Origin of the sequence: Paenibacillus sp. 598K (genome assembly GCF_003851045.1) — a bacterium.
Classification (GTDB): Bacteria; Bacillota; Bacilli; order Paenibacillales; family Paenibacillaceae; genus Paenibacillus_D.
The window spans coordinates 14141-25976 of the sequence record NZ_BFBX01000085.1 but is presented as its reverse complement, the minus strand read 5'-3'; the positions used below and the strand labels follow the sequence as shown (position 1 = coordinate 25976).

General features: G+C 56.8%; 12 protein-coding genes. 1 reads left to right on the top strand and 11 read right to left on the bottom strand.

Annotated features, from left to right (window positions below; genetic code table 11):
* The 6 genes from PA598K_RS36445 to PA598K_RS23330 all read right to left on the bottom strand — a co-directional run.
* On the bottom strand, window positions 1-488 hold a 488-nt coding region (locus PA598K_RS36445), incomplete at its 3' end, for a glycosyltransferase (protein ID WP_185602185.1).
* A 49-nt stretch (window positions 489-537) separates the two neighbouring features.
* Window positions 538-1194, bottom strand: a complete 657-nt coding sequence (locus tag PA598K_RS23350) for a sugar transferase (protein WP_128659277.1) — start codon at window positions 1192-1194, stop codon at window positions 538-540.
* Window positions 1191-2102, bottom strand: coding sequence for a UTP--glucose-1-phosphate uridylyltransferase GalU (galU, locus tag PA598K_RS23345; protein WP_128659276.1), 912 nt, complete (start codon window positions 2100-2102; stop codon window positions 1191-1193). Before galU ends, PA598K_RS23350 begins: the two co-directional genes overlap by 4 nt.
* Before the next feature lie 346 nt (window positions 2103-2448).
* Window positions 2449-3135 (bottom strand): CpsD/CapB family tyrosine-protein kinase, encoded by a 687-nt coding sequence (locus PA598K_RS23340; RefSeq protein ID WP_128659275.1) that lies wholly within the window; start codon window positions 3133-3135, stop codon window positions 2449-2451.
* Window positions 3116-3877 (bottom strand): YveK family protein, encoded by a 762-nt coding sequence (locus tag PA598K_RS23335; protein WP_128659274.1) that lies wholly within the window; start codon window positions 3875-3877, stop codon window positions 3116-3118. Before PA598K_RS23335 ends, PA598K_RS23340 begins: the two co-directional genes overlap by 20 nt.
* A gap of 167 nt (window positions 3878-4044) precedes the next feature.
* The gene (locus PA598K_RS23330) at window positions 4045-4458 is read right to left on the bottom strand and encodes a hypothetical protein (RefSeq protein ID WP_128659273.1); all 414 of its coding nucleotides are present in this window, start codon (window positions 4456-4458) and stop codon (window positions 4045-4047) included.
* A gap of 857 nt (window positions 4459-5315) precedes the next feature.
* Here PA598K_RS23330 and PA598K_RS23325 point away from each other — a divergent pair.
* The gene (locus tag PA598K_RS23325; RefSeq protein WP_260405561.1) at window positions 5316-5738 is read left to right on the top strand and encodes a LapA family protein; all 423 of its coding nucleotides are present in this window, start codon (window positions 5316-5318) and stop codon (window positions 5736-5738) included.
* A gap of 222 nt (window positions 5739-5960) precedes the next feature.
* Here PA598K_RS23325 and PA598K_RS23320 read toward each other — a convergent pair whose 3' ends face one another.
* The 5 genes from PA598K_RS23320 to cls all read right to left on the bottom strand — a co-directional run bounded on the left by PA598K_RS23320 (window position 5961) and on the right by cls (window position 11232).
* Entirely contained in the window at window positions 5961-6884 is a 924-nt protein-coding gene (locus tag PA598K_RS23320; protein WP_128659272.1) for an AEC family transporter, read from the bottom strand.
* Between the two features lie 39 nt (window positions 6885-6923).
* Window positions 6924-7820 (bottom strand): diacylglycerol/lipid kinase family protein, encoded by an 897-nt coding sequence (locus tag PA598K_RS23315; protein WP_128659271.1) that lies wholly within the window; start codon window positions 7818-7820, stop codon window positions 6924-6926.
* Window positions 7821-8634: 814 nt separating this feature from the next.
* Complete coding sequence (locus PA598K_RS23310) at window positions 8635-9015, bottom strand: DUF2188 domain-containing protein (protein WP_128659270.1); 381 nt, start codon at window positions 9013-9015, stop codon at window positions 8635-8637.
* A 117-nt stretch (window positions 9016-9132) separates the two neighbouring features.
* Complete coding sequence (locus PA598K_RS23305) at window positions 9133-9678, bottom strand: general stress protein (RefSeq protein WP_128659269.1); 546 nt, start codon at window positions 9676-9678, stop codon at window positions 9133-9135.
* 108 nt (window positions 9679-9786) lie between these two features.
* Window positions 9787-11232, bottom strand: coding sequence for a cardiolipin synthase (gene cls / locus PA598K_RS23300; protein WP_376739064.1), 1446 nt, complete (start codon window positions 11230-11232; stop codon window positions 9787-9789).
* Between the last annotated feature and the right edge of the window lie 604 nt (window positions 11233-11836).

The window sequence follows — 11836 nt, the reverse complement described above, 5'->3', positions numbered from 1 at the left end:
CGGCGCGCAACCTGTTGGTAGAGCATCGAATAGCTGCGGTAGGGGATCGGGTCGAATAGCGAGTAGTCGCGCAGCGTGTGGACGATCGGCACGCCGACGCGGCGCGCCGCCTGCCACACCGACAGGCTTAGCCCGGCGAGATTTTGCGTATGGAGCAGGCCCGGCCGGAGCTGCTCAAGGAGCTGTCGCATCTCTTGGCCTTGGCGGCTGTTGTACAAGTCGCGGATGCGCCAGGCGATCTTATCGATCGCGCTCTTGCTCCTCTGCGTATCGCCGAACCAGTACAGGTTATGATGAGGCAGCCGGAGGATGCGGACGCCTCCCTGCGATTCCTCCACCGTCCCCTGCGCTTGCGGGCCGACCGTGACGACGGTGACCTCATAGCGGCTGCTCAGCGCCTCCGCCAGGATCCGTGTCGACACCTCGGCGCCGCCGATCACATGCGGCGGATACAGGCTATGGGCGATGACGATCGATGTTCTGGGCATGCTCGCACCTCCTTCTCTTCATCGCTTTATGGGCCGATTCTATGCTTCGTTAGTACGCATCTTTGGAGCCGAGCAGCATCCCCGCCGTTTTGACGATGACCGTCAGATCGAGGCGGATGCTCCGCTGCCGGATATACCGCAGGTCGAGCTCGACCATCTCCTCGAAGCTCAGATGATTGCGACCGCTGATCTGCCATAGTCCGGTGCAGCCCGGCGTGACGAGCAGCCGCTGCTTCTCGTAGTAGGTATACTGCTCGACCTCGCGCGGCAACGGCGGCCGCGGCCCGACCAGGCTCATCTCGCCCTTCAGCACATTGAGGAACTGCGGCAGCTCGTCGAGGCTGGTGCGACGGATGAAGCGACCGATCCGGGTCACTCGCGGGTCGTCCTTCATCTTGAACATCGCGCCTTCGATCTCGTTGCTCGCCAGCAGCGACGCCAGTCTCTCCTCCGCGTCGCATACCATCGAGCGGAATTTGTACATCCGGAACGGCTTGCCGTTTTTGCCGATCCGCACTTGGCTGAACAGCACCGCTCCGCGCCGATCCTCCAGCTTGATCGCCAGCGCGATCATCAAGAGCAGCGGCGACAGTGCCAGCAGGCCGAAGGCCGCGCCGGCGAGGTCGATCAGCCGCTTGACGACCAGATAGCCGGTCTGTTTATTTTTCAGTACGCCAGAGTGCAGCGCTTCTTTGGGATTGATCATAGGCCGGTCCCCCCGACTGCGCCCGGACTGACCTGGCGTTCCTTGCTCATGAGCGCCTCGAGCTGCTCCAGCAGAGGCAGGCGCAGATCGCTGCTGCGCAGCGCAAAGCCTACCGACGTCATGATGAAGCCCAGCTTCTCGCCGACATCGTAACGCACGCCTTCGAAGTCGTAGGCGCAGACGCCCTGCGCCAGATTCAACTTCTGGATCGCGTCGGTGAGCTGGATCTCGCCGCCCGCGCCGATCTCCTGCGCCTCCAGGTAATCGAAGATCTCCGGGGTCAACACATAGCGGCCCATGATCGCCAGATTGGAGGGGGCCTGACCGAGCGGCGGCTTCTCGACGAAGCGGCTCACCTCGTACAGCCGTCCGTGACTGCGCACCGGATCGACGATGCCGTAGCGGTTGGTCTGATCGCCCGGGACCGTCTGCACGCCGATCACCGACTTTCCGGTCTGCTCGTATTGCTCAGCCAACTGCCGGATGCAGGGCTTGTCTGCCTGGACGATATCATCGCCGAGCAGGACGGCGAACGGTTCATTGCCGATGAACTTGCGAGCGCACCAGACAGCATGTCCGAGCCCCTTCGCTTCTTTTTGGCGGATATAGTGGAGGTCGACATTCGAGGTTGCGCGCACTTCGTCGAGCAGACCGAACTTGCCTTTGCCGAACAGATTATGCTCCAGCTCGAACGCATGGTCGAAGTGGTCTTCGATCGCCCGCTTGCCTTTGCCGGTGACGATGATGATGTCCTCGATCCCCGAGGCGATCGCCTCTTCGACGATGTACTGGATAGTCGGCTTGTCTACGATCGGCAGCATTTCCTTGGGCATGGCCTTGGTGGCCGGCAGGAATCTTGTCCCTAATCCGGCAGCGGGAATAATCGCCTTCGTTACTTTCTTGGTCATCTCTGATCACCCTGTCCCTTAACATGTATTTTTGGTATAAATGCCAGGTATGGGCTCTTGCCAGGCAAGAACCCATAGCTCGTATTTGTACAATGGGCATCGAACCCATCCTCACATCACACCCTTGACGATGAACGTCTAAGGCTCCGCTTGCCGGAACCCACAGCGTGACCGAGTGCCTCCAGTGATAAAGGTGCGGGAGACACAACCTAAGTTTCTTGATAATTCGGACTATTCGGAATATTGAATCTGTAAGTCAGCTAATCTCCGAAAGCATGTCACTTGCAACCGGATTAATCCTGTCTTACTGTCTTACTGTCTTACTGTCTTACTGCCTCGCAGCCTGCTACTGCCCGTAGTAGGTGTAATAAGCGTAGCTGTCGGCGCCGGAGCGGCTGACGTTGTTGAGGACGACGCCGAGCATCCGCGCATGGGCATGCTGGAGCTTCGTCTTCACCTTGCGCGCCATCTCCTTTTTGACCTTGCCCGCGTCGATGACGAGGATGACGCCGTCGCACTTGGCCGCGAGGATCTGCGCATCGGTGACCGCCATCATCGGCGGCGTGTCGATCAGCACCATTTCGTAGCTCTCCCTGGCACGCTCCAGCAGCGTCTCCATCCGCTGCGAGGCCAGCATCTCTGACGGATGCGGCGGCACCGGGCCGGAGGGCAGCAGGCTGAGCTGATCGATCCCGGTGTCGAGCACGACCTCGCGCAGCTCGCTATTGTTGCTCAGCGCCGATGTCAGGCCGTACCGATTGCTCAGGCCAAACAGCTTGTGCTGCGTCGGTTTGCGCATATCGGCGTCGATCAGCAGCACCCGCTTGCCCGTCTGGGCATAGGTGACAGCCAGATTAGCCGTTGTCGTACTCTTGCCCTCGCTCATTCGCGAGGAGGTGACCATTACCGTATGGATATCCGCATCAAAGTTGGCAAAATCGACGTTCGTCCGAAGGACTTTATAGGCTTCGGATATCGGCGATTTTGGATTCACTTCCGCGATCAGCGGCAGACTAGGCTTCGAACGGGACATTGTTCTCACTCCTCGCTTTTTTCTCGACCGGGACCGATTTCTGCTTGCCGCTGCGCGTGTCGAAGTCCCGATGCTTCATCCGGGGGATCACAGACAGGGTGGGCATGTCCAGCGCGAGCAGGACATCGTCCTCCGACTTGATCGTATCGTCCAGATACTCCAGCAGGAGCGCCAGCCCCAGACCAAGCATGCCCGACAGGAGCAGCGCGGCAGCGATGTTGAGCTGCGGCGAGGGCGAGACCGGCGACGACGCGCGACCGGGATCAGCCGTATTGAGGATCGAGACATTGTCGACCTGCATCAGCTTCGGGATCTCCTCGCGGAATACCTCGGAGACGCTGTTGACGATCAGCACAGCTTTCTCATAAGACACATCGCGCGCCGAGACGCTCATCACCTGCGTTTCGTTGACGGAGCCGACGCTGATCTTGCCTACCAGTTGCTCCGCCGTCAAGCCGAGCTCTGGATGCCGTTCCGCCACCACGCTCATAATGCGCGGCGTTCGGATGATCTCCTTATACGTCTTCACCAGCTGGATGTTGGAGTTGATCGTCCCGAGATCCAGCTTGGCCAACAGGCTTGCTTCGTTCGACTGGCCGACGATCAGCTTGGTGGAGGCCTCATAGACCGGGTCGGCTACTGCATAGGAGTAGATGCCGGCGCCCGCGCCGCCAAGCACCATTAGCACGATGATGAGCCACACTCGCTTTTTGACGCTTGTCCAATACTGTTTCAGTTCCAATGATCTTCCTCCTGACCAGACACAAGTTATTCAATACGCGACCTTTTGATTAAAAAAAATTATGTCTGTCCTTCCATGAAAGATTTATCAGACATAATTCTGGTTGCTAGGACGACAATAATTATTCAATAAGAGAATTTGTCGACTTGAGTATAATTCAATTTGAATTATTTTGTAAACACCTTTTTTGAAAATTGGTCTATCGTCCCGCCTGCCAGCACATGGTCGATCAGATCCTCCGCTGTATAACGACTGCCTTGCTTTTCAAGGATCAGCGTGACCAGCTCCGCCAGGTTAATCACCGGCTTATTGTGGGTCGGGATGAACTTGCGACTGCCGTAATCGTATACCATCTCTTGCTTGATCGGATATTCGGCCTCGTGCAGCCACTCCGCCATCGACGGTCGTTCCTGCGCGTCGCCGACCAGACTTTCATCCTGAGCCAGCCGCTTTAGGAATTCATTCACCCTGAGCGCCCGCTGCTTGCGCAGCAGCAACGCCTGAAGGCTGTCGGAGAGCTCCATATGACGAATTTCCCTCCGGTAATCCATCGCTGCCAGCGATCTGGCCTGATCCATCATTAGTCCATTCCCTCCGTTTCTGAGTACTCAGTATGAGGATTTTGAAACAATAATGTTATACGTTTTGAATAATTATAAAATAGCTTTTTCAAAATATGTGTCGCTTCTTGTCGAAATTCATAAGATTACATTTGGCTTACAAGCCGTAACCGCTTACTATCCGCATCCTGCAACAGTTTGAATCTCCAAAAAAATAAAAGCCACCCGCTCGAATAATCGCGCGAATGGCATAAAAGTGTAAACCGGCGTGGGTCCAGCGAACGAAAAACGGAACATGGGACTAGTAACAAGGCGTGTTAGTCTCCTATCCGCCGATCCCTCAGCGAAGCAGCAGCCAGACTACCCCAACCCAGAACGGAATAGCCAGCAAAAGCCCGTTAATATAGCCGACTCTAAGACTTCCTTCCCGAAAAATCATGAGAAAGTCCCCCTTCAATTTGCAGGATTACTACTAAGTATATCCTTTATTCTGAAAATTACAACCGCTTTCATTAGGATTTTTTCAGATTTGTCCAGAGCGTCTGGAAATTAGGCGCCTTGCACAACTCTGCGCTCTCCTTACGGGACTAAGGTTCGTCCTTTAACGCCTCCCGACTGTTCATTCCGTCTCATTTACTTGGCATTGGCGTCCGAATAAATAGTCCTGTGAGCAGGGTTTGTCCAAAACGTTGCTAAGCCTTCGGAACCGTTTCTCTGCGATCCGTCCGGGATTTCCAGCTGACGCGAGGAGAAACCGCAACAAAGACGCCGCCCGGTTGGACGACGCCTTGTCATCGTGTTTCTTCTATATATAATGATTCATTCCGAATCCTCCTGTGTTATGATTTAGATATCCCTTAGTGAAAAGAGGCGGCATTATGAGCAAGCAATCGTCGATGAAAGTCCAGTGGCTGATCATCTCTGCCCTCGTCTTCGCGGTAATAACAGCGGTCTTCGCCGTCATCAATGTCGAGGCGGTACAGGTGAACTTCCTATTCACCACTATCCAGACGCCGCTCATCCTCGTCATCCTCATCTCGACGCTGCTGGGCGGACTGATGGTATTCCTGTTCAGCTTCGTGCGCCAGGTGCAGATGCAACGCCGGGTCAAGCAGCTCGAGAAACAACTCGCCGCTCTTCAGGACGAGTCATCGCGACCGACGACAGCCACCGAGTCGATCGACGGCTTCGGCCGCGAGATCGAGACATCGGCGACGGACCGTCTGGGAACGCCGGACGAGCCTGCCTTGTCATCGGGCCCCGGCAGCTTGAACGGCGACTCGACCGACCGCGAGCGCTAATCGTCTCCCCGTAACAAGCGCCTGGCAGCATGACAGTGGTCGTCGCTCAGCGTGCTTGCCAGCACATTTGCTTGGAGCAGTCGCCGTGCGCGGGGAGCAAACGGGTTGCCCGTGACCAAGTCATCGCATATTCTCCCCAAGCCGAAAACCCTTGGACGCACTTCCGCTATTCGGAAAGCGCCCAAGGGCTTTTTCGTTATCTATGTCCGCCTGCACGACCTGTTAGTGAACCAGACTGATCAGCACCGGCAAGAGCGGAAAGGAGATGAGCGTGCTCCACAGGATGCACTTGGCGACCATCGTCGGCGACGCCTCGAAGCGCTCGGCGAGGATGACCGAATTGACCGCAACCGGCATGCAGGAGAGGATGAACAGCACCGAGAACAGGATGCCGTCGATGCCCATCGTATAGAGCGCCGCCAAGGCAGCCACCGGCGACAGCAGCAGCCGCGCGCTCATGCCCGCCCAGAAGGCCCGGGTCATCTCCGGATGCAGCTTCACCTTGCTGACGTTCATCATCTGCGCGCCGAGCACGACCAGTACGACGGGCGAGTAGGCCGCCGCAGCCATCGAGATGCCCCCGACCAGTCCCTCAGGGAGCGGGATGTCGAGGCTGCGCACGGCAAAGGCAAACAACGCCGCATAGATGGCCGGCAACGCAAACACCGAGCGCACCGCCTGCTTCACGGAGAAATGCGACCGCGCTGCGAAATAGATGCCAATCGTGTTGACGATGACCATCTGACCGATGACATAGACCGACACCTTGTCCAGACCGAGCTGGCCAAAGGCGAGCAGCACGAGCGGCAGCCCGTAATTGACGCTGTTCGTGAATGTCGAAACGAGGGTCAGCCCCGCCTGCTCCTGCTGCGGCAGCTTGAGCAGCCGCCCCAACCCGAGAGCCAGCGCCCAGAGCAGGATCAGATTCAGCAGCGAAAAGCCGAGCGTCTTGTACACATCATCCAACGTAATCTCGGCCGTCAACAGCGTATCGAGCAGAATCGCCGGACTGAGGAAGTACAAATACAACGTCAACAGCGGCTTCGTATCCAGTTGCCGGTACCGGGCCAGCAGCGCGCCGACCAACACAGGGATCGTAAGCGGCAGGATAACTTGCAGCAATGTTTCATAGATCGTCATAACCATAGGAATCAATCTTGCCTTCTTTCAAAAGTAGGAATCAACTTACTTCGTCTCCTCGCCGACAATAAACGTGAGCCGTCCCGGCAAGACCTCAAGCTCTGCCGGCGTCTCCATATAGACCTCGCCGTCCGTATCCGCCCGCTTGGGCTGCTCGGTGTGGATCGCCACACGCGATGATAGACGGTAGTCGATGGAGCTGGCCTCGGGGTCCCATTGCTTGCTCGTCTTCTGACCGAGCACCTCCAGCAGCAGCGGCAATCCCGCTTCACGGATAATAAAGATATCCAGCAGCCCATCCGTCAATCGCTGGTCGGCTCCCGGCAGCTCGTTGGTGCCGAGGAAGCCGCCGTTGGCGACGAGGATCATCACCGCCTCGCCCTCGACCATACCGTCGTCCGTCTCCATCCGATACGCAAATGACTCCGCGGCCCGCACCTGCTGCAGCGCGCTGAAAAAGTAACTCAGCTTGCCGATCATCCCCTTCAGCTCGGGATTGATGTTCTCTGAGGTATCGGTAATAAGGCCAATGCCATAAAAATTAGAAAAATGCCGTTCGTTCATTCGCCCGATATCGACAGTCAGCGTCTGTCCGGCGACGACCGCCTCGGCTGCTTGTTGGAGCTGCTGCGGCATACGGAGCGATCGTGAAAAGTCGTTGCACGTCCCGCCGGGCAGGATGCCGACGACCGGCGGATGGGCCAGCTGCGCGAGCCCATTGACACATTCGTGCACCGTGCCGTCGCCACCGAGGATGAGCAGCAGGTCGACCGCCTCCGCCCGCTCCTTGCAATACCGTTCCGCATCGCCCTGCTCCTTGGTCTGGAGCAAGGTCAGCTCCCCGATAACGGGGGCCAGCGTCCGCGTCAATATAGCCAGTTGCTCGCCAGTCTCAGCTTGTCCGGCAGAGCCGTTATAGATCAATAGCGCTTTTTCGAACATGTCAGCCCTCTCCCTCTCTCGCGTATACAGACAATCCCGATGTCGCACACGTACGAGCTTCTCCGCTTCGTTTCTAGTATATTCGATTCCCGACAGTCGACACAAATCACGCGATTTCTAAAAATATTGTAAATGAAAGCATTCCCAAGAAAGATGGAGAATGTAGGCAGATGTCTCGTGATAACGGCCCATTTTTAAATATTCTGAATATTTACAATACTCAATTTATGTAGTATATTTTACTCAAGCTTAACACGGAAGGGGATAGACCATTGGAAAATGTGAGCGAAGCATGTTGACTCGCGTTCCCTTGAACAAGGAACCCATCGGATAGGATCCACTCCCTTAAAAAAGGAATGTATCTTGCAACATCCGGTGAAAACATGCGGGGGATTCCAGAGGTGACCAGTCGGATTGAGCCCACAGGGGATTCGAAGTTGTGCTGGTACGAAACAGCAAGCAGGCGGATCACCGAGTATCCATAGCACCAAAAAATCTGAACGGATTGCGATTGATGGTAGGTAAGATCACGCAAGACAGTGGAACGGAGTTGTAGGTAACAATTGAATAGTCCATGTGCGAACAAATAAAAGTTCCGGTTATCTTTGATAAGCGGAACTTTTATTTTTGTTGATTGCGGCTGCGCTACCGACGGCGACAACATCGCCATCTACATTCCGTTTTTCGCCAGCCAATCGCTCTACATCATGATATCGACGATCTTGATAGTTGAGACGCTGCTCGCGCTATGGACACGACAAGTCGCCCCGACTAGCCTGTCGCTGCATGACAGGCATCGCCGGGGTTGGTCCCGTCAAGCATAGTTGTGCGAGGTCTCTACGGTGCCGTCCGCACGATGGATGATCGCGCTGCAGTTGCGATCGGAGGCCAGCTCCTTGGCTACCTCCACCGCCTCTGCCTTGGTGGACAGCTCGCGCTCCGGCTGATCGCTCCCCTCGGCCTTCACCGCCCAGACATCGCCGCTCGGCACGACATGCAGATGAGGATGATCGCCGCCATGATGATCCGGATGCTCCTCCGCCCATTCCTTGGCTTGAGACGTCGCGATTGCGATCGCTCGCCCTTCCTCGTATTTCTCGCCGAGCAGCGCATTGGCGATCTCGATCGCCTTGTTCCGCACACGCGGCTCGAGGTTTTTCATCGATGAGGGATAATCTCGCTGTGTCCAGGGCATCTCTATCCGCCTCCTTCGATAGATCGGGTCTCAGTACTCGGGTATCAGATGGGGTCGTCCGACCGCCGACATGCCGCCGGACCCCGCGCGCTGGGAGCTGCGCGCGGAAAGCATCCGTTACTTGGTCTGGTCCGGGTGATTGGCTACCGCGCTATAATCGTTGACGTAGGACCCCGCATTCAGCGAGTTGTACTCACGGAAGGTGTCGTACGCATGATTCCTGCGCAGCTCGTCAGACTCCACCAGGACGAGGATGCGTCCTTCCTTGACATAGTCGCTGTACCGGCCGGCATCCTCCTCCGGGATACCCAGACCGATCAAGCCGCCGACCAGACCGCCTGCTCCCGCGCCGACTGCCGCTCCCGTCAGCGCCGCTGCGATCGGTCCTGCCGCGAGGATCGGTCCGATGCCCGGCACGGCCAGCGCGCCAGCCCCAGCTAGCAGCCCCGCCAGTCCGCCGAGCACGCCGCCCGCCGTCGCGCCTGTCGCCAGCCCTTCGGGCGCCTTGGTCCCGGTCGCCTCCGAGACCGAGTCCACTTCATCCTGATCCCGGGCGACGATCGATATCTCATCCGTACTGTAGCCGCGCTTCTTCAGCCCTTCGATTGCCTCGATCGCTTCCCGTTCCGAGTGGAACACACCGATAATCTGCTTCTCGCTCATGTTGAATCCCTCCTGTGTAGATAATCGCCGAGGCGCGCTTACGTCCTCCGCTATAGTAGGTACTTACCCTGAGAGGGAGATTGTAAACGCAGCCGTATCGGCCTCCTGTCAGAGCACCGGCGACAGCAGTCGGGCTAGCGATTCCTTCAAGCGCAGCTGCCACGGCCTGTGTTTGTACTGCTCTCGCGTCAGCTCCAGGCAGCCTTCGGCATCTTTTTCGAACAGCGCCTTCAGTCGCGATGCCGTGGCCGTATCATAAATGAAGGCATTCATCTCGAAGTTCAGGCGGAAGCTGCGGATGTCCATATTCGCCGTGCCGACCGAGCCGAGACGGCCGTCGACGACGATCGTTTTGGCATGGAGGAATCCCGCCTCATACAGATAACAGCGCGCGCCGCTCTCCAGCAGATCGCTGAGGTAAGAGGAGGAGGCCCAGTATACCAGCTTGTGATCGGGGTTTTTGGGGATCATGATCTTGACCTGCACGCCGGAGAGCGATGCCAGCTTGAGCGCGGTCAGCAGACTCTCGTCCGGGATAAAATACGGCGTCTGCAAGCAGATCGATTCCTTCGCTGCATAGATCATCTTCAGGTAGGCGTTTTTGATCGGCTCGGCCTCGGAATCGGGACCGCTCGAAATAATCTGCATACCAACGTTGCCGCCCTCCCTCGGTCTGGGGAGATAACGCTCGTCGATCGGGATCTGCGACTTGGATGCCAGATTCCAGTCGAGCATAAATTGCACCTGGATCTGCTGCACCGCGCCACCCGCCAGCTTCAGGTGCGTATCCCGCCAAAATCCGAAGCGTTCATCGAGGCCGAGGTATTCGTTGCCGATATTAAAGCCGCCGATATAGGCCTCATAACCATCGATGATGGCCAGCTTGCGATGGTTGCGATAATTGAGCCTGAGATTAAGCAAAGGGATCCGCGACGGAAAAAAGGCTGCCATCTCGCCGCCCGCCTCCACCAGCTCGGAGAAAAAGCGCTTCGGCAGCGCGCGCGAGCCGACATGATCAAACAGGAAACGGACCTCTACCCCTTCGCGCGCTTTGCGGGCCAGCGCGGAGATCAGCCGTTGTCCCAGCTCGTCGTTGCGCACGATGAAATACAGCAGGTGGATATGCTCCTCGGCCCGCTCGATGGCGTCCAGAAGCGAGTCAAACTTGCTTTTGCCATCCGTAAAAATCTCGACCCGGTTATTCTGCGTAAACAATGAGTAGGCGCTCACCAGATTCATCAGAATCATATCATGATGGCCTGCGATAGCGGGGTCGCGATAGACGATCTTGCCTTGCTCAAGCAGTTGGAACTGACGTTGCAGAATCTCGCGGATCTCCTTGAGCCGGTCCACCTTCACCTTATAGATCTTGCGGCGGCTCAAATTCTGACCGACGATCAGATAGAGGATGAAGCCGACAGTCGGCAGGAACAGCAGGATGAGCAGCCATGCCCAGGTCGCCGCCACATTGCGCCGCTCCAGGAAGATAACTGTCCCCGCGAAAAAAATATTAAGTAGATAGAGGATGCCAATCGTATCTTGTAAGATGCTCATCTGCATGAACCACTGCCCCCCCGCTGCCGCACCTTGACGGCCCTATAAATGAAGACCAACAAACTAACATAATGAAACGTCCCTCGATGCCCGTATGACAGCGCGGGGTTTGAAGCTCGATGCAGACGACAGATCGTTCGCATAGGAGCAGTAACCGGACATCCGTAGAGCTATTGCGCAATCAATGTCAGGCAGCGCCGGGAACGCCGGGAACGGAACACCTCGCAGCCTTTCCTATTAATATAGCAGATCTTATTAATCGCACCAAACCGTTTCTGCCGCAGGGGCGATGTGGGATTTTTCGTACACATCGTGGTCGGGAGCCCTCTGGGGGGCCCATGTGTGCGATTTTACGTACACATCGCGGTCGGGGCGCGCCCTGGCGGACGCATGTGTAGATATCTTGCAACCTATTCGGATGCGAAGGCGGTCTCTCCAGTACTTATGCGATTTTTCGCACATTTCGGGGCCATGAGGACAGTTTTCCCAGTACTTGTGCGACTTTTCGCACATCTTGGAGCTCCGATGACCGTTTTACCCAGAACTTGTGCCATTTTTCGCACATCTTGGAGCTCCGATGACCGTTTCCCCAGAACTTGTGCCA

What these genes read in the sequence shown, in the direction of transcription:
- PA598K_RS23350 (WP_128659277.1), bottom strand. Translation starts at nt 1,194, where the DNA reads ATGATCAATCCCAAAGAAGCGCTGCACTCTGGCGTACTGAAAAATAAA.
- galU (WP_128659276.1), bottom strand. Translation starts at nt 2,102, where the DNA reads ATGACCAAGAAAGTAACGAAGGCGATTATTCCCGCTGCCGGATTAGGG.
- PA598K_RS23340 (WP_128659275.1), bottom strand. Translation starts at nt 3,135, where the DNA reads ATGTCCCGTTCGAAGCCTAGTCTGCCGCTGATCGCGGAAGTGAATCCA.
- PA598K_RS23330 (WP_128659273.1), bottom strand. Translation starts at nt 4,458, where the DNA reads ATGATGGATCAGGCCAGATCGCTGGCAGCGATGGATTACCGGAGGGAA.
- PA598K_RS23325 (WP_260405561.1), top strand. Translation starts at nt 5,316, where the DNA reads ATGAGCAAGCAATCGTCGATGAAAGTCCAGTGGCTGATCATCTCTGCC.
- PA598K_RS23320 (WP_128659272.1), bottom strand. Translation starts at nt 6,884, where the DNA reads ATGGTTATGACGATCTATGAAACATTGCTGCAAGTTATCCTGCCGCTT.
- PA598K_RS23315 (WP_128659271.1), bottom strand. Translation starts at nt 7,820, where the DNA reads ATGTTCGAAAAAGCGCTATTGATCTATAACGGCTCTGCCGGACAAGCT.
- PA598K_RS23310 (WP_128659270.1), bottom strand. Translation starts at nt 9,015, where the DNA reads ATGCCCTGGACACAGCGAGATTATCCCTCATCGATGAAAAACCTCGAG.
- PA598K_RS23305 (WP_128659269.1), bottom strand. Translation starts at nt 9,678, where the DNA reads ATGAGCGAGAAGCAGATTATCGGTGTGTTCCACTCGGAACGGGAAGCG.
- cls (WP_376739064.1), bottom strand. Translation starts at nt 11,232, where the DNA reads ATGAGCATCTTACAAGATACGATTGGCATCCTCTATCTACTTAATATT.